Raw genomic sequence first — 17,920 nt, 5'->3', positions numbered from 1 at the left:
AGGGTTGTGTGTTGTCTTGTCGGCCGCCTTCGCGAGCAGGCTCGCTCCCACAGGGACCTGTTGCGTACCCAACATCCGTGTTCAATACATAACAACTGTGGGAGCGAGCTTGCTCGCGATGAATTCACCTCGGTCCAGCTGAATGAGCCCATAAAAAAACGCCGCAGGCTGTGAGCCGGCGGCGTTGTTTTTTACTACAACCGCTTACACGGTGTGCAGGTACCAGTTGTACTCGAGGTCGGAGATGGAGTGTTCGAACTCCTCCAGCTCGCTCTCTTTACAGGCGACAAAAATGTCGATGTATTTCGGATCGATGTACTTGGCCATGACTTCGCTGTCGTCCAGCTCGCGCAGTGCATCGCGCAGGTTGTTCGGCAGGCTCTGCTCGTTCTGCTCGTAGCTGTTGCCTTCGACTGGCGCGCCAGGTTCGATCTTGTTGACCAGACCGTGGTGTACGCCCGCCAATACCGAAGCCATCAGCAAGTACGGGTTGGCATCGGCGCCGGCAACGCGGTGTTCGATACGTACGGCATCGGAAGAGCCTGTCGGTACGCGAATCGCTACGGTACGGTTGTCCAGGCCCCAGCACGGTGAGTTCGGCACGTAGAACTGTGCGCCGAAACGACGGTACGAGTTGACGTTCGGGCAGAGGAACGCCATCTGCGCCGGTAGGGTCTCGAGCACACCGCCGATCGCATGACGCAGTGCGGCGTTCTGCTCGGGATCCTCACTGGCAAAAATGTTCTTGCCATCTTTATCAAGGATCGAGATATGGACGTGCAGACCGTTACCCGCCTGGCCTGGGTAAGGCTTGGCCATGAAGGTGGTGTCCATTTCATGGTCGTAGGCGATGTTTTTGATCAGACGCTTGAGCAGTACCGCGTAATCGCAGGCCTTGATCGGGTCAGCAACGTGGTGCAGGTTCACTTCGAACTGCGCCGGAGCACTTTCCTTGACGATCGCGTCGGCAGGGATGCCTTGCTCTTTCGCACCTTCCAGAATGTCCTGGAGGCAGTCGACGTATTCGTCGAGGTCATCGATCAGGTAAACCTGGGTCGAGTGCGGACGTTTGCCGGAAATCGGCGAGCGTGGAGGTTGCGGCCGGCCATTCACGTTCTCCTGGTCGATCAGGTAGAACTCAAGCTCGAATGCGGCGCAGATGGTCAGACCCAGTTCGTCGAACTTGGTCACGACTTGACGCAGGACTTCGCGCGGGTCGGCGAAGAAAGGTTCACCTTCAATTTCGTGCATGGTCATTAACAGTTGCGCGGTCGGGCGCTTCTGCCAGGGCTCATTGCACAGCGTATCGGGGATTGGATAGCAGATTCGGTCAGCATCACCGATGTCCAGGCCCAGGCCGGTGCTTTCCACCGTCGAGCCATTGATATCCAGAGCAAATAGAGAGGCCGGCAGGTTGATGCCTTTCTCGTAAACCTTGTGGAGGCTGGTGCGTTCGATGCGCTTGCCGCGCACCACACCATTCATATCCGCAATCAGAAGGTCAACGTACAGAACCTCAGGATGTTCCTTAAGGAACGCGTTCGCTTCGTTAAGCTGAACGGCACGCGGGGGTACCGACATGATGCAACACCTTTATTGTTAAAAATATCAATCATTGATCTTTTCAGATTCCAGTCAACCCGAACGGCATGCCGAAGTCAAGCGAGGCCTTTTTTGCCCTAAAAAAGCGCTCCAAGGGCATTTTTGAGGCGCTTTGGGGCGTTTTTATGCCTTCGGGGTCTTTGGCGGCCGCAGGCTTGAGCGGGGCGTGTTGTATTTTTTACGGGGGTGTTGTGTAAAAAAATGAACAACGCTAAGCTCGAATCAAACCCATAACAGCAATAATACCGGGGTGCTTCATGTCTCGCCTGCCGTTAATCGGCGTCACCGACCGCTCCAGGCAGATCGGTTTGCATGCTTATCACATCACTGGCGATAAGTACGCCCGCGCAGTGGCCACCGCTGCCAAGGGCCTGCCGTTGATGCTTGCGTCCCAGGCGGAACTGCTTGATCCGACCGATATTATTGACGGTCTGGATGGCATCCTGTTTACCGGCTCTCCTTCCACTGTAGAACCTTTTCACTATAGCGGTCCTGCGAGTGCGCCGGGAACTGCTCATGATCCTGCACGCGACGCCACTACCCTCCCGTTGATTTGCGCCAGCCAGCAGGCAACACAACGCGACGCGGATGCGTCAAACAACGCCTGACGTTTAAAGACGTCAGGACACTCAGCCCAGAGGCATTTATGAGTAACAACCTCGACCAGCTCACCGATTGGTTGAAAGACCACAAGATCACAGAAGTCGAATGCATGATTGGCGATCTGACCGGGATCACCCGTGGCAAGATTTCGCCGACCAACAAGTTCATTGCCGAAAAAGGCATGCGCCTGCCCGAGAGTGTGCTGTTGCAAACAGTGACGGGCGACTACGTCGAAGACGACATCTATTACGAACTGCTCGACCCGGCCGACATCGACATGATCTGCCGCCCGGACTCGAACGCGGTGTTCCTCGTGCCGTGGGCCATCGAGCCGACCGCACAGGTGATTCACGACACCTACGACAAGCAGGGCAACCCGATCGAGCTGTCGCCGCGCAACGTGCTCAAGAAGGTTCTGAAACTCTATTCCGACAAGGGCTGGCAGCCGATCGTGGCGCCGGAGATGGAGTTTTACCTGACCAAGCGCTGCGAAGACCCGGACTTCCCGTTGCAGCCGCCGATTGGCCGCTCCGGTCGCCCGGAAACCGGTCGTCAGTCGTTCTCTATTGAGGCGGCCAACGAATTCGACCCGTTGTTCGAAGACGTCTACGACTGGTGCGAACTGCAAGAACTGGATCTGGACACGCTGATCCACGAAGACGGCACGGCGCAGATGGAAATCAACTTCCGTCACGGTGACGCGCTGTCCCTGGCCGACCAGATTCTGGTGTTCAAGCGCACCATGCGCGAAGCGGCGCTCAAGCACAACGTGGCCGCGACCTTCATGGCCAAGCCGATGACTGGCGAGCCGGGCAGTGCGATGCACTTGCACCAGAGCATCATCGACATCGAAACCGGTAAAAATGTCTTCTCTAATGAAGACGGGACCATGAGCGAGCTGTTCCTGCACCACATCGGTGGCTTGCAGAAGTTCATCCCCGAGCTGTTGCCGCTGTTCGCGCCGAACGTCAACTCGTTCCGCCGCTTCCTGCCGGATACCTCGGCGCCGGTGAACGTGGAGTGGGGCGAAGAGAACCGCACTGTCGGCCTGCGAGTACCAGACGCAGGCCCGCAAAACCGTCGGGTGGAAAACCGCCTGCCGGGTGCCGATGCCAACCCGTACCTGGCGATCGCCGCGAGCCTGCTCTGCGGTTATATCGGCATGGTGGAAGGCATCACCCCAAGCGCACCCGTGGTTGGGCGTGGTTACGAGCGACGCAATCTGCGTCTGCCGCTGACCATCGAAGACGCACTGGAACGCATGGAACACAGCGCGACCATCGAGAAGTATCTGGGCAAAAAATTCATCACTGGCTACGTCGCGGTCAAGCGGGCCGAGCATGAAAACTTCAAGCGCGTGATCAGTTCGTGGGAGCGGGAGTTCCTGTTGTTCGCCGTCTGATGCGCCGGGTGCGGCCCTGAAAAGTCGCACCCTCACCCAACCAGGAGAGCTTTATGACCAGCAAGAACCCGCAAACCCGTGAATGGCAAACCCTGAGCAGCGAACACCACCTGGCGCCTTTCAGCGACTTCAAACAGCTGAAAGAGAAAGGCCCGCGGATCATCACCAACGCCAAGGGCGTTTACCTCTGGGACAGCGAAGGCAACAAGATCCTCGACGGCATGGCCGGTCTGTGGTGCGTGGCCATCGGTTACGGTCGCGATGAACTGGCCGATGCCGCCAGCAAACAGATGCGCGAGCTGCCTTATTACAATCTTTTTTTCCAGACCGCCCACCCGCCGGTACTGGAGCTGGCCAAGGCGATCTCCGACATCGCGCCTGAAGGCATGAACCATGTGTTCTTCACCGGTTCCGGCTCTGAAGGCAATGACACCATGCTGCGCATGGTTCGCCATTACTGGGCGATCAAAGGCCAGCCGAAGAAGAAAGTCATCATCAGCCGCAAAAACGGTTACCACGGTTCGACCGTGGCCGGCGCCAGCCTGGGCGGCATGACCTACATGCACGAACAGGGCGACTTGCCGATCCCGGGCATCGTTCACATCCCGCAACCGTACTGGTTCGGTGAGGGTGGCGACATGAGCCCGGAAGAGTTCGGTATCTGGGCGGCCAACCAGCTGGAAGAAAAGATTCTCGAACTCGGCGTCGACACGGTCGGTGCCTTTATTGCCGAGCCGATCCAGGGCGCCGGCGGCGTGATCATTCCGCCAGACAGCTACTGGCCGCGCATCAAGGAAATCCTCGCCAAGTACGACATCCTGTTCGTCGCGGATGAGGTGATCTGTGGTTTCGGCCGTACCGGCGAGTGGTTCGGTAGCGATTTCTACGGCCTCAAGCCCGACATGATGACCATCGCCAAAGGCCTGACGTCCGGCTACATCCCGATGGGTGGCCTGATCGTGCGTGACGAAGTGGTCGACGTGCTGAACGAAGGTGGCGACTTCAACCACGGTTTCACCTATTCCGGGCACCCGGTTGCCGCTGCGGTGGCGCTGGAAAACATCCGTATTCTGCGCGACGAAAAAATTGTCGAGCGCGTTCGTGCAGAAACGGCACCTTATTTGCAAAAGCGTCTACGGGAACTGAACGATCACCCATTGGTGGGTGAAGTTCGTGGGGTAGGTCTGTTGGGGGCCATTGAGCTGGTTCAGGACAAGGCGACCCGTGCACGGTACGTCGGCAAGGGTGTTGGCATGATCTGCCGGCAGTTCTGCTTCGACAACGGGCTGATCATGCGCGCCGTCGGCGACACCATGATCATTGCTCCGCCGCTGGTGATCACCGAGGCCGAGATCGACGAACTGGTCACCAAGGCTCGCAAGTGCCTGGACCTGACTCTGAGTGCGCTGCAAAGCTAAGTGCTAGGCTCTGAGCGAGGTCCGTGGCTGGCACTTCGCTCAGAGCGCACAAAGGATGGGGCTTTCCTTGAAAGCCTGCCTTGTAACTTGCCAGACTATCCGCTGTTTGAGTTGCCAAGGAATCGGCCGCTGGATCTTGGTTAACAAAAAATGTGCTTAAAAAAGAATAACTTGGAGCGTTACGCATGAAGGCATTAGGTTTGAAGAATACTGGCAAGACCCTGCTCGCCTTGTCCCTGATGGGCGTGATGGCTGGGGCAGCCCAGGCCGACGATAAAGTCCTGCACGTTTACAACTGGTCCGACTACATCGCACCGGACACCATCGCGAACTTTGAGAAAGAGTCCGGGATCAAGGTCGTCTACGACGTGTTCGACAGCAACGAAACCCTCGAGGCCAAGTTGCTGGCCGGCAAGTCCGGTTATGACGTGGTTGTGCCGTCCAACAACTTCCTGGCCAAGCAGATCAAGGCCGGTGTTTACCAAGAGCTGGACAAGTCCAAGCTGTCCAATTACGGCAACCTGAACAAGTCGCTGCTCAAAGCGGTTTCGATCAGCGACCCGGACAACAAACATGCCTTCCCTTACATGTGGGGCTCGATCGGTATCGGTTACAACGCCGAGAAGGTCAAGGCCGCGCTGGGCGTCGACAAAATCGATTCCTGGGATGTGGTGCTCAAGCCAGAGAACCTCGCCAAGCTCAAGGGCTGCGGCGTGAGCTTCCTCGATTCGCCGACCGAAATGCTGCCGGTCGCCCTGCATTACCTGGGGCTGCCAACCGACAGCCAGAAAAAGGAAGATCTGAAGAAGGCTGAAGAGCTGTTCCTGAAGATCCGTCCTTCGGTTACCTACTTCCACTCGTCCAAGTACATCTCTGACCTTGCCAACGGCAACATCTGCGTAGCCGTCGGCTATTCGGGTGACGTCCAGCAGGCCAAAACCCGTGCCGCCGAAGCCGGTGACAAGGTGAAAGTCAGCTACGCCATTCCGAAAGAAGGCGCTGGCAGCTTCTACGACATGGTCGCTATCCCTAAAGATGCGGAAAACGTCGAGGGTGCCTACAAGTTCATGAACTACCTGTTGCAGCCGAAGGTGATGGCTGAAATCACCAACGCCGTGCGTTTCCCTAACGGTAACGCCGAAGCCACTCAGTACGTGAACAAGGAAATCACCTCGGATCCAGGTATCTACCCGACAGCCGATGTGCAGTCCAAGCTGTATGCAATCGCCGATTTGCCAGCCGCCACTCAGCGTGAGCTGACCCGCAGCTGGACCAAGATCAAATCCGGTAAATAAGCCGGTTTGAGGCAATAACCTGTAGCCGTCGCCGCTCTGGCGGCGGTTGCAGGAATAATTAAATGACAGAAAGTTTTGCTGGAAAGGTTTATCGAGGGTAAGTTGCGCGCCGGTTTTGTTGCCAGGCAGCCATGGCTGTCACGTAACGCTGGGCAACTTGGGCCCAACTATTTTAGAGGACCTTCACTTGCCTATTTCTTTATTTCGCAACGCCATGCTGGTCGGCGCCGGCCTGACGCTGGCCGTCAGTGTTCAAGCTGCGCCTACCGTGCATATTTATAACTGGTCGGACTACATCGGTCAGACCACCCTGGTAGATTTCGAAAAAACCACCGGCATCAAGCCGGTGTACGACGTGTTCGATTCCAATGAAACCCTGGAAGGCAAGTTGCTGGCCGGGCGTACCGGTTATGACGTGGTCGTGCCGTCCAACCACTTCCTGGGCAAGCAGATCAAGGCCGGGGCGTTCCAGAAGCTCGACAGGTCGCAGTTGCCGAACTACTCCAACCTTGATTCGGCGCTGCTCAAGCGCCTGGAGATGAACGATCCGGGCAACCAGTACGCCGTGCCGTACCTGTGGGGCACCAACGGCATCGGTTACAACGTCGACAAGGTCAAGGCTGTACTCGGCGTCGACAAGATCGATTCCTGGGCCGTGCTGTTCGAGCCCGAGAACATCAAGAAGCTCAACAGCTGTGGCGTAGCGTTCCTCGACTCGGCTGACGAGATGTTGCCGACCGTCCTCAACTACATGGGCCTGAATGCCAACAGCACCAACCCGGACGACTACAAGAAGGCTGAAGCCAAGCTGCTGGCGGTACGGCCTTACGTGACCTACTTCCACTCGTCCAAGTACATCTCGGACCTGGCCAACGGTGACATCTGTGTCGCGGTCGGTTTCTCCGGGGATATCTTTCAGGCCAAGGCCCGTGCTGCCGAGGCCGGTAAAGGTGTGAAGGTTGCCTACGCGATTCCCAAAGAGGGCGGCGCGTTGTGGTTCGACATGCTGGCGATTCCCATGGACTCCAGCAACGTCAAACAGGCCCATGCGTTCATCAACTATGTGCTCAAGCCAGACGTGATCGCTCAAGTGAGTGATGCTGTCGGCTATGCCAACCCGAACCCCGGCTCGGACAAACTGATGGAACAGTCGATTCGTACCGACCAATCGGTGTATCCACCGCAGGCGGTTCTCGACAAGACTTACGTGTCAATCGAGCTGCCGCCAAAGATTCAACGTTTGATGACCCGCAGCTGGACCAAGGTCAAGTCGGGTAAATAGTGACAAAGGCTCAGACTATCCAAGGTTCGCCTGCATTGGGTGAACTGCAAATTTTGTTGGGAGTTTCGTAAATGGCAGTTGCCTCCGGCGCCTATAAGAAAGCCCTCGAGGGCGACCAGTCACCTAAACAGGTGCTGGTCAAAATCGACCGGGTCACGAAGAAGTTCGACGAGACGATTGCCGTGGACGATGTGTCCCTGGAAATCAAGAAAGGCGAGATCTTCGCTTTGCTCGGCGGTTCGGGATCGGGCAAGTCGACCTTGCTGCGCATGCTCGCAGGTTTCGAACGGCCCACGGAGGGGCGCATTTTCCTCGATGGCGTAGACATCACCGAGATGCCGCCGTACGAGCGGCCGATCAACATGATGTTCCAGTCCTACGCCTTGTTCCCGCACATGACCGTGGCGCAGAACATCGCCTTCGGCCTGAAGCAAGACAAGATCCCGACGGCTGAAGTCGACGCCCGCGTGGCCGAGATGCTCAAGCTGGTGCAGATGAGCCAGTACGCCAAGCGCAAGCCGCACCAGCTCTCTGGTGGTCAGCGCCAGCGTGTTGCACTGGCTCGCTCGCTGGCCAAGAAGCCGAAGCTGCTGCTGCTCGATGAGCCGATGGGCGCGCTGGACAAGAAACTGCGTTCGCAGATGCAGCTCGAACTGGTGGAGATCATCGAGCGCGTTGGCGTGACCTGCGTCATGGTGACCCACGACCAGGAAGAGGCCATGACCATGGCCGAGCGCATCGCGATCATGCACCTGGGCTGGATCGCCCAGATCGGCAGCCCGATCGACATCTACGAAACCCCGACCAGCCGTCTGGTCTGCGAGTTCATCGGCAACGTCAACATCTTCGACGGTGAAGTGGTGGACGATGCCGAGGGCCACGCGCTGATTACCTGCAAGGACCTGGACCGCAACATCTACGTCGGTCACGGCATCAGCACTTCGGTGCAAGACAAGTCGGTGACCTACGCGATTCGTCCGGAAAAACTGCTGGTGACGGCAGAGATGCCGACCTGCGAACACAACTGGTCGAGTGGCAAGGTGCATGACATCGCCTACCTCGGTGGCCACTCGGTGTTCTACGTCGAACTGCCAAGCGGCAAGATCGTGCAGTCGTTCGTGGCCAACGCCGAGCGTCGCGGCCAGCGCCCTACCTGGGGCGATCAGGTTTACGTCTGGTGGGAGGATGACAGCGGCGTGGTACTGCGCTCATGAACACGCAAAAGCTCAAACGCCAACTCAGTCGAATAATTCCCGGTGGCCGTCATCTGGTCATCGGGGTTCCGTTTATCTGGCTGTTCATGTTCTTCATGCTGCCGTTCTTCATTGTCCTGAAGATCAGCTTTGCGGAAGCCGACGTGGCCATTCCGCCGTACACCGAGATCTACAGCTACGTCGATCAGAAGGTCCAGTTGCTGCTGAATCTAGGCAACTACACGATGCTGGGCGGCGACGAGTTGTATATCGCCGCCTATCTTGGCTCGCTGAAGATGGCGCTGTTCAGCACCATTCTTTGCCTGCTGATCGGTTACCCGATGGCCTACGCCATCGCCAGTGCGCGCAAAGAGATACAGACCGTGCTGGTGCTGCTGATCATGATGCCGACCTGGACGGCGATCCTGATCCGCGTGTACGCGTGGATGGGTATCCTCAGCAACAACGGCCTGCTCAACGGCTTCCTGATGTCGATGGGCTGGATCAACGAGCCGCTGCAGATCCTCAACACCAACCTGGCGGTTTATATCGGCGTGGTCTATTCGTACCTGCCGTTCATGATCCTGCCGCTCTATGCCAACCTCGTGAAGCACGACACCAGCCTGCTGGAAGCCGCGTCGGATCTGGGGTCGAGCACCTTCAACAGCTTCTGGAAGATCACCGTTCCGTTGTCGAAAAACGGCATCATCGCAGGCTGCATGCTGGTGTTCATCCCGGTGGTCGGTGAGTTCGTGATTCCGGAACTGCTGGGTGGCCCGGAAACCCTGATGATCGGTAAAGTGCTCTGGCAAGAGTTCTTCAACAACCGTGACTGGCCGGTGGCGTCCGCCCTGGCGGTGGTGATGCTGGCGATCCTGATTGTGCCGATCATTCTGTTCAACCGCAGTCAGGCGAAGGAAATGGAGGGTAAAGAATGAAGCGCTTCCGTTTCTCCAGCCTGATGCTGGTGCTCGGCCTGTTGTTCATCTACCTGCCGATGCTGATCCTGGTGATCTACTCGTTCAACGCCTCCAAACTGGTAACGGTTTGGGGCGGTTGGTCGGTGAAGTGGTACGTCGGTCTGCTGGATAACACCCAACTGATGGGCTCGGTGGTGCGCTCGCTGGAAATCGCCTGCTACACCGCGGTTGCCGCCGTAGCGCTGGGTACGCTGGCCGCTTTCGTGCTGACCCGCGTCACCCGCTTCAAGGGTCGCACGCTGTTCGGCGGTCTGGTCACTGCGCCGTTGGTGATGCCGGAAGTGATCACCGGTCTGTCGCTGTTGCTGCTGTTCGTGGCGATGGCGCAGATGATCGGCTGGCCGCAGGAACGTGGCATCGTCACCATCTGGATCGCCCACACCACGTTTTGCGCCGCCTATGTGGCGGTGGTGGTGTCGGCGCGTTTGCGTGAGCTGGACCTGTCCATCGAAGAAGCGGCCATGGATCTGGGCGCGCGGCCGTGGAAGGTGTTCTTCCTGATCACCATCCCGATGATCGCGCCGTCGCTGGCCGCCGGCGGCATGATGTCGTTCGCCCTGTCGCTGGATGACCTGGTGTTGGCGAGCTTCGTCTCCGGCCCGGGTTCCACGACCTTGCCGATGGAAGTGTTCTCGGCGGTGCGTCTGGGCGTGAAGCCCGAGATCAACGCCGTGGCCAGCCTGATTCTGCTGGCGGTGTCGATCGTGACCTTCATGGTCTGGTTCTTCAGCCGCCGAGCTGAAGAAAGTCGCAAACGTGCGATCCAGCAAGCCATCGAAGAGGGCGCTGCGGACTCCTGGAAACAACCGGACGTACGCCGCGCACAAGCACCGGAAGCGGCTTAAACCCCGCTGTCCCTGTGGGAGCGAGCTCGCTCGCGATAGCATCACCTCGGTTTACAGTTGAACCGAGTTGCCTGTATCGCGAGCAAGCTCGCTCCCACACACACACTGGCTTATGCCACCCAAGGCGATGTGCGAATCACTTCTACGAAGTTCATCGGCTTGAACCCCGGCTCCTGGTACACCAGCACATCGGTTTTCACGTTGCCGAAGGTGGTTTGCGGGCGATGGCGCAGGCCGTCGGCAAAGGCGCAGATGATGCACTCCTTGAAACCGTCACCCCGTGGATGCGCATGCACCACCGCTTCACGCTGCACGGTTGAGAATGCCGCGTAGTCCACTCCCAACACGTCCATCTCCACGCCAGCGGTCACCAGCGCCACGGTCGGCCGCAGATGTTTGGGGATGCCCGGCGTCGTGTGCAGGGCGATCGACAGCCAGACTTGCTCGATGTCGTCATCGCTCAACCCGTACGGTTTGAGGAAGGCTGCAGCAGCGTTTGCCCCGTCGACTTCGAAACGTTCGTCAGTGCTGCGATGACCTTCCACCAAACCCAGGTCATGGAACATTGCGCCGACGTACAGCAACTCCGGGTCGTAGGCCAGTTTCTGGCGTTCACCGCTTAAGGCACCGAACAGAAACACCCGGCGCGAGTGGTGGTAAAGCAGGTCGGACTCGATGTCGCGGATGTAGTCGGTGGTAGCGCGGGCCAGGGCGCTGTCGGGAATCTTGATGCCGGCGATGCTGCTGCTCATGCTGGTTGCCTCGTGAGGAACGCCGTGGCGGCGCTGATGAATCCAGTCTGTTCTCACCTCCCAAAGCGAACAATCGACACGCGGCTGCGATCCCGGCCAATCAACGTGCAATTCGTGCCAGTTCGCTTCTTGGGTTCGGTTTCGTTAGGGTTCGCCCTCTGTAGAAGCTGCCGCAGCCTGCGATCTTTTTCACATTGAAGGTGAATTCGAACCATGCACAAATCCGTTGCCATCGTGGTGTTCTCTGGCGTCCAGTCGCTGGATGTCACCGGTCCCATGGATGTGTTTTCCGAGGCCAATCGGTTTCTTGCGCCGCAGGATCACTATCAACTGCACGTAATCGGCTTCGAACGCGGTGTAATGCCATGCTCGAACGGCTTGGCGCTGCACGCTCATCGGCATTTCAGCGAGGCGCTGGAGGCTTACGATTTGTTGTTGGTGGCCGGTGGGCCGCAGTTGCCGTTCGAGGATTTTGGCGCGCCGTTTCATGACTGGTTACGCGAGGCGTGCGCGCGTTCGCAGCGTTTCGGTTCGATCTGCAACGGCGCCTTCCTACTGGCCCGTGCCGGGCTGCTTGAAGGGCGTACTGTCACCACGCACTGGAGCGATGCCGCCGCGTTGGCGGTGTTGTGTCCGTCGACCCGGGTCGAAGCCGATCGGCTCTATGTCGAGGATGCTGAGCTGTTCACCTCGGCGGGTGTTACGGCGGGGATCGATCTGTCGCTGTACTTGCTCGCCAAGGATCACGGCCCGCAAGTGGCCTTGAGCGTGGCCAAGCGCTTGGTGGTGTTTACCCAGCGCTCCGGCGGGCAATCGCAGTTCAGCCCGTTTCTGACGCCGCACGCCGAAGCGACATCTCCTGTGGCGATGGTTCAGCATTACGTATTGGCCAACCTGACCGGCGATTTGGGCATCGCCGACCTGGCGACTGCGGCCAACATGAGCTCGCGTAACTTCTCACGGGTGTTCGCCCGAGAAGCCGGAGTCACTCCGGCAGAGTTCGTTGAGCAGGCACGGGTGGACGCTGCCCGAGTGATGCTCGAAAGCTCTCGGGCACCGCTCAAGACGGTCGCGTATCAATGCGGTTTTCGGGATGCCCAGCACATGCGCAGTGTGTTCAATCGGCGGCTGGGCGTGACGCCGCAGCAGTTTCGGCTGAATTTTTCGGCGATGCTTTGAGCGGTACTGTGGCGACACGTACAGTTTTGTCCACTCGGGCAGTTATTTATCCAATCGTCGCAAATGAACTCGATCAGCAAGAAGTTCAAGGAAACCTACGGCGAAGCGCCGGGGGATTTAGATTTGTGTTGCCTGCCAGGGCCTCATCGCGAGCAAGCTCGCTCCCACATTAGATCTTCAGCGGACACAGTATTTGTGTACGAAGCAGATCAAGTGTGGGAGCGAGCTTGGTCCGGGCGGCGATCCGACGATGACGGCAGCCCTACCAACAAAAATCTCGACCTACTGCGCCACTCGCGCCGGCAACAGCTTCAAGGTGCTGCGGGTATTGGCCGTCACTTCTTCCTCGTTGAAATGCGCCTCTTGGTAGATACCATCGATATAGGCTTCGGCCTGGTCATCGTAATGTGAGTCGAACGGCACGCCGCTTTGGCCGACCGGGTTGATGGTCAGGCCGTGGGCCGGGTCGGCGAAGTCGATGATCCGTCGGGTCGATGGGCCGTAGGTCACTGGCCACGGTGCCGGGCCGATTTTGGCCGAGAGGTTGTTCGGTACTTCGTGGCTGCCGGGGGCGTCGAACGGGCCGACATTGAAGATTCGATCCAATGGCTTTTGCATGCCCAGCGGATGGCCATGGGTCAGGGTGTGGGCGTTGCCCCACAGCCATTGCGACGGGTCAGGGCCAAGGGTGGCTTTCAGGTGGGCGATGCTCGCCTGCCACGCGGCTTTGACGACGTCGGCGCGGGTCTCCTTGCCAAGCGTATTGCGGTTGTCCCACCACGGCGAATCCGCGGACGCGGCGAGCCGAGGCAACGCGGCATCGATGACTCGGGTCGAGAGCAGGGTCTCGAAAAAGCTGTCGCCGAGCTCGTCGTGAAACGCCCCATCGGCCAGGTTGAACACGAACTGGTTGAACAGTGTGGCACTGGTGGAGTACAGCGGGTAATCGCCTTTCCATTGCGCCAGTTGCTCGACCAGTTTCAACTCTTGCGGGTCGCCGACCACTTCACGCAGTACCGGCAACAGCGGCGCCAGCAGTCGAGGGCCGTAGCCGGTGGTGGTGCCCAGTTGCAGTTGTTGGCTGGCGTCGATGTCCCATTTCACGCTCTTGTCGCTGAGCTGGCGGTTGAGCTGCTGACCGCGATCCGGCAGGTTGTAGTAGCCAGGGATTTCCATGCCTGTCGGCGAAACCGGCTGGAAGTTGGCCGAGACGATGTAACCGCGTGCCGGGTTCTCTTCCTGAGGGTTGGCGCTGAACGGGTAGAAACCTTCCTTGTCGGCCTGATTGGTGCTGCCATCAAGAATGAACCACGGCTTGACCCCGGCCGGGCGTTTGGGCAGTTGTGCCGCCGCCCACCAGCCAATGTCACCCTTGGCGTTGGCCCAGACGATATTCAGCCCCGGCGCATGAACCTTGGCCGCTGCCGCACGGGCCTTGGCCAGGGTGTCGGCGCGGTTGAGCTGGTAGAAGCCTTCGAGGATCGGGTTCTGGGTTTCGAGGAACCCCCACCACATGGCGATCGGTGTTTTGCCGGCGCCGGCGCCGAGCACGTCGTTGATGATCGGGCCGTGAGGCGACTGACGCAGCATCAATGTGACGGGCGCCTGGCCCTTCACGGCAATCTGCTGTTCGGTGTTGACCATGTCGGTCCACTTTCCGTGGTACCAGACCTGATTGGCATTGTCCGGGTTGACCTTCTCGGCGATCAGATCGAGGTCGTCGTTCTGGAACATGGTCAGGCTCCAGCCGAAGTCCAGGTTGTGGCCGAGGAAGGCAAACGGCACCAAGGCCTGATGGTGCCCGTAGAGTTCAAAGCCCGGCGCCGAGAGTTGCGCTTCGTACCACACCGACGGCGTCGAAAAACGAATGTGCGGATCACCGGCCAGCAGTGGTTTGCCGCTTTGGGTGCGCGTGCCGGAAATCACCCAGGCATTGCTGCCCTCGAACTGTGGCAGGCCGTTGTCGGCCAGTGCCTGCTCACTCAGACGCGCAATGGCGTTGAGGTCTTTCCAGTCAGTGGCGGAGAGCACCGGACTCTTGCTGGACTGACGCTTGGCCAGCGCGCCCTTGGGCTGCCAGTCGAGGTCGAAGACGTTCAGGTAATCGCTGCCCAGTTGATCGCGCACATAAGTCAGCAACGGTTCGGTGCGAAACGCCGCGGCAAAACTGTAGGCCATGTAGCCGGCGACGCTGACGGTGTCTTCAGCGGTGAACGCGCGCTTATGGATGCCCAGTACGTCGAACTCCATCGGCGCGGCGTGGCTGTCCTGATACTGGTTAATCCCGTCCAGATAGGCTTGCAGGGCCTTCCACGCCGGGGACTGGCGGTCGAGTGCGGCCACATAGCTCTCGGCACGCTCGCGGATGCGCAGGCTGCGGAACAGTTTGTCGGTGTCGAGCAGTTTTGGTCCGAGAACTTCGGCCAGCTCGCCACGGGACAGGCGCCGCATCATTTCCATCTGGAACAGCCGGTCCTGGGCGTGTACATAACCGAGGGCACGATAGAGGTCGGTTTCGTTCTCGGCGCGGATATGCGGTACGCCGCGCTCGTCGTAACGCACTGTCACCGAGCCTTGCAGGCGCTGCAATTCCACCTGACCCTGACGTATCGGCTGCTTGCTGTACACGTACCAGCCACCACCTGCCGCGAGGGCGACGAGCAGCAGGGCCAGCAGGGTCAGGACGCGTTTCATGGTGACTCCTTGTTCTTTGGGGTTGCGCCAGCCAGGGGCGTCAACATTTAGCACAGACCTTGTGTACCGGGCATCACCTTCCTTGAAAAGTCCGGAATACCCTAACGTGTTTCGTTGGCTTTCGCCCACGGGCAGTAGCAGCCCACCGCGAGGGTATGCGTGGCGCTCACCGGGCGGTCTTCGCTCAGTGCCTGGAGGATCGGTTCGATAAAGCTGTTGCTGGAGTTGCAGGTCAGGCCTTCGCTGTACGGCCCGAAATACGCCAGTTTGCCGCTGCGATCCCAGATCGCTACCGCTGGGCTTGCGGGGATCTGCTCGGAACCCGGCAGGACGTCGAGGGTTTTCAGGCGGCTCAAGGTGCTGGGTAACTGACCATGACTGCCGGGTTTTTGGGCGGCATAAAACTCGACGCCTTGCGGTACAAAGTGCTCAAGCAGTTCGGCCAGATGCTGTTGATTGCCGACGTTGCACGGGCAGGCCGGGTCCCAGAAATGCACGACGCGAATCGGGCCGGGGCCCGCAAGATTGGCGGGCAGGCTCAACGGATCGCCGGAAAACACCGCCGTGTGTGAGCTGAACGCTCGCAGGTAGCGCCCCTGAAACCAGTCATACGCGGCCCACAGCATGCCGGCGCACATAAGGGCGAGCAGGCTGGCAAGCAGTGTCGTGCGGTAGTGCGGGCGCATGCGGAACCATCCTTGAAGGTCGCGTAGCTTGCCATGCTTGCCGCGACAGATGAATATCGCAGGCCTATAAAGTCTGTTTTGCGCTGCGCGCTTTGCCTGGAAATCCGTCATGCCTGCGACCTTCAACCCCGATCATCTGCGTGCCAGCCTGCGGCCCTTGGCCGAGGCGCAGCCGTTGTCGGAGGAAGCGCAGGCCTATCAGCATTTTTATGGGCTGGATTTCCCACAGCGCCGCGTCCCGGCCAAGAGCGGACTCGGCAGTTTTCGGGTCGATGGCTATCAGTTGGTCAGCCAGATCTGGTGGCCGCAACGGGCGGTGGCGACGATGTTCGTGTTCCACGGTTTCTACGATCATATGGGCCTTTACCGGCATGTGATCGACTGGGCGCTGGATCAAGGGTTCGTGGTGATTGCCTGCGATTTGCCGGGGCATGGACTGTCCAGCGGCGAGCGCGCCAACATCAAGGATTTCGCCGAGTATCAGGCGGCGCTGCAAGGGTTGTTCGATGAAGCGCGCGCTCTGGACCTGCCGCAACCCTGGCACCTGTGTGGGCAGAGTACAGGTGGCGCGATTGTTATCGATCATGTGCTGAACCAAGGTGCAGACAGTCCGGCGCAAGGGCAGGTGGTGCTGCTTTCGCCGTTGGTTCGGCCACGTTCCTGGGGCTGGTCGCGCTTGAGTTATCACCTGATGAAGCCTTTCGTCAAAGGCATTGCCCGGCGATTCAGCGAGAACACCAACGACCCGGCGTTCTTGCCATTCCTGCAAGCCGATCCGCTACAGCCGCTGCGTTTACCAACTGCCTGGGTTGGGGCTCTGGCGCGGTGGATCAAGCGTATCGAAGCGGCTCCGCGCAGCAATCGCCGGCCACTGATCATTCAGGGGCAGGCGGACATGACGGTGGATTGGGAACACAACCTTGAAGTGCTGGGGGGCAAGTTCGATCGACCGCAGGTGTTGAAGCTGCCCGAGGCCCGCCATCATCTGGCGAATGAAACCCAGGCGTTGCGCCAGGAGTATTTCGGGTTTTTGACCAAGCGCATCAAAGGGCGGAATCTCTAGCGACTGTTGGGCCCCCATCGCGAGCAAGCTCGCTCCCACAATTGACCGCGTATTTACTGACGACTCGGTCCAGTGTGGGAGCGAGCTTGCTCGCGATGGCGATCTTCCGGGCACCGAAGCTTACTGGCTGAGACTCGACGTGCTTTGTCCTACCGCCAATCCCGCCCGAATCGCCGCCAACGCCGCCTGGTAATAAGCCTTGCCTTCAGAGGACTCGGCAAACGTGGCGAACTCCTCCAGTTCGTCATCCGATAAGTCGCGATAAACGTAGAGCAGGGTGTTGTTCAAGTCGGAGCCGATCTGTTCCATCAAGCGCTGGCGTTGGCCGTTCAGCATGCCTTGGGCCTGACCGCCGCCGAGCAGGCCGGGGATCATCTGGCTCAGGCTGTCGGCCGCCACGCCGGCAATCGCCAGGCTGACTTCAGCCCCGGCTTCGCGCGCCGGCAGGGCCTGGGCCAAATGACCAATGATCAACTGACGGGTGTCGCTGGCTTCGACTTTCGGCAGGCCCTTGGCGTTCTTTGCCAACTGGTCGCGGCGGGTCGCCAGCAGCTCGGCGGCGATGATTTTGCGACCCAGGGGCGACTGGAAAAACGCCAGCGCAGGTGTAGGGTCGGCGAGGTTTTTGCGCAGTTGCGCTTCGGCCCGACGGTCCATGGCCTGTGGGGCAAAGCGCTGATTGCTGTTATTGACCAGGGCCTGGAACACCGCAGGCGGCAGGCTGCTTTGGTAGCGCTGCTGGGCGGCGGAGAGGGCATCGTTAAAATGCGCGCGTTGGTCTGGCCAACCGGCGACCTTGTACAACTGGTCGTGGCCGTCTGCCCAGGTGGGCAAAGTGCAGAGCATCAACAGTGAAAAAAGCAAACGGCGCATAAGGACTCCTGTCGGCAGGCGACTATTCTCCGGGGCCGAACACAGGTTGTCGA

At 59.3% G+C, this 17,920-nt stretch carries 14 protein-coding genes and 1 pseudogene; 10 read left to right on the top strand and 5 right to left on the bottom strand.

The genetic code is table 11. The features are described 5' to 3' along the window. Positions 1–204 precede the first annotated feature (204 nt). Entirely contained in the window at positions 205–1,581 is a 1,377-nt protein-coding gene (locus tag AC1RKH_RS10165) for a glutamine synthetase family protein (protein WP_493062580.1), read from the bottom strand. Positions 1,582–1,859: 278 nt separating this feature from the next. On the opposite strand from AC1RKH_RS10165, the pseudogene AC1RKH_RS10160 reads away from it, so the two are divergent. The 8 genes and pseudogenes from AC1RKH_RS10160 to AC1RKH_RS10125 form a co-directional block, all read left to right on the top strand. Beyond that, positions 1,860–2,174, top strand: a pseudogene (locus AC1RKH_RS10160) (gamma-glutamyl-gamma-aminobutyrate hydrolase family protein); the annotation flags it as partial. A gap of 74 nt (positions 2,175–2,248) precedes the next feature. Then, on the top strand, positions 2,249–3,607 hold the full coding sequence (locus AC1RKH_RS10155) for a glutamine synthetase family protein (RefSeq protein ID WP_071552892.1): 1,359 nt from the start codon (positions 2,249–2,251) through the stop codon (positions 3,605–3,607). Positions 3,608–3,660: 53 nt separating this feature from the next. Further along, complete coding sequence (locus tag AC1RKH_RS10150) at positions 3,661–5,025, top strand: aspartate aminotransferase family protein (protein ID WP_071552893.1); 1,365 nt, start codon at positions 3,661–3,663, stop codon at positions 5,023–5,025. Positions 5,026–5,225: 200 nt separating this feature from the next. Beyond that, the gene (locus AC1RKH_RS10145; RefSeq protein WP_123426332.1) at positions 5,226–6,320 is read left to right on the top strand and encodes a polyamine ABC transporter substrate-binding protein; all 1,095 of its coding nucleotides are present in this window, start codon (positions 5,226–5,228) and stop codon (positions 6,318–6,320) included. Positions 6,321–6,507: 187 nt separating this feature from the next. Beyond that, positions 6,508–7,602 (top strand): polyamine ABC transporter substrate-binding protein, encoded by a 1,095-nt coding sequence (locus tag AC1RKH_RS10140; RefSeq protein ID WP_493062579.1) that lies wholly within the window; start codon positions 6,508–6,510, stop codon positions 7,600–7,602. Between the two features lie 71 nt (positions 7,603–7,673). Next, positions 7,674–8,816, top strand: coding sequence for an ABC transporter ATP-binding protein (locus AC1RKH_RS10135; RefSeq protein WP_123426282.1), 1,143 nt, complete (start codon positions 7,674–7,676; stop codon positions 8,814–8,816). A 35-nt stretch (positions 8,817–8,851) separates the two neighbouring features. Next, entirely contained in the window at positions 8,852–9,733 is an 882-nt protein-coding gene (locus AC1RKH_RS10130) for an ABC transporter permease subunit (protein WP_185019772.1), read from the top strand. Then, positions 9,730–10,620: an ABC transporter permease subunit gene (locus AC1RKH_RS10125; RefSeq protein ID WP_493062578.1), complete on the top strand. Its 891-nt coding sequence runs from the start codon at positions 9,730–9,732 to the stop codon at positions 10,618–10,620. Before AC1RKH_RS10130 ends, AC1RKH_RS10125 begins: the two co-directional genes overlap by 4 nt. A 110-nt stretch (positions 10,621–10,730) precedes the next feature. Here AC1RKH_RS10125 and AC1RKH_RS10120 read toward each other — a convergent pair whose 3' ends face one another. Next, the gene (locus tag AC1RKH_RS10120) at positions 10,731–11,372 is read right to left on the bottom strand and encodes an HD domain-containing protein (protein WP_493062577.1); all 642 of its coding nucleotides are present in this window, start codon (positions 11,370–11,372) and stop codon (positions 10,731–10,733) included. Between the two features lie 213 nt (positions 11,373–11,585). On the opposite strand from AC1RKH_RS10120, the gene AC1RKH_RS10115 reads away from it, so the two are divergent. Continuing rightward, entirely contained in the window at positions 11,586–12,551 is a 966-nt protein-coding gene (locus AC1RKH_RS10115) for a GlxA family transcriptional regulator (protein ID WP_493062576.1), read from the top strand. Positions 12,552–12,833: 282 nt separating this feature from the next. Here the strand turns inward: AC1RKH_RS10115 and AC1RKH_RS10110 are convergent, their stop codons facing one another. Together AC1RKH_RS10110 and AC1RKH_RS10105 are read right to left on the bottom strand one after the other, a co-directional pair. Further along, positions 12,834–15,245: a penicillin acylase family protein gene (locus AC1RKH_RS10110; protein WP_493062575.1), complete on the bottom strand. Its 2,412-nt coding sequence runs from the start codon at positions 15,243–15,245 to the stop codon at positions 12,834–12,836. Positions 15,246–15,346: 101 nt separating this feature from the next. Continuing rightward, positions 15,347–15,931, bottom strand: coding sequence for a DUF6436 domain-containing protein (locus tag AC1RKH_RS10105; RefSeq protein WP_493062574.1), 585 nt, complete (start codon positions 15,929–15,931; stop codon positions 15,347–15,349). A gap of 109 nt (positions 15,932–16,040) precedes the next feature. Here AC1RKH_RS10105 and bipL point away from each other — a divergent pair, with 109 nt between their 5' ends. Then, positions 16,041–16,994, top strand: coding sequence for a phospholipase BipL (bipL, locus tag AC1RKH_RS10100; protein ID WP_493062573.1), 954 nt, complete (start codon positions 16,041–16,043; stop codon positions 16,992–16,994). Positions 16,995–17,114: 120 nt separating this feature from the next. Here bipL and AC1RKH_RS10095 read toward each other — a convergent pair whose 3' ends face one another. Continuing rightward, a complete protein-coding gene (locus tag AC1RKH_RS10095) occupies positions 17,115–17,867 on the bottom strand; it encodes a DUF2059 domain-containing protein (RefSeq protein ID WP_493062572.1) in 753 nt (250 codons plus the stop codon). Between the last annotated feature and the right edge of the window lie 53 nt (positions 17,868–17,920).

It is taken from the genome of Pseudomonas sp. GW822-FHT06B12 (assembly GCF_058799675.1).
The sequence above is the reverse complement of the archived record's forward strand: the minus strand, read 5'-3'. Positions and strand labels throughout refer to the sequence as shown.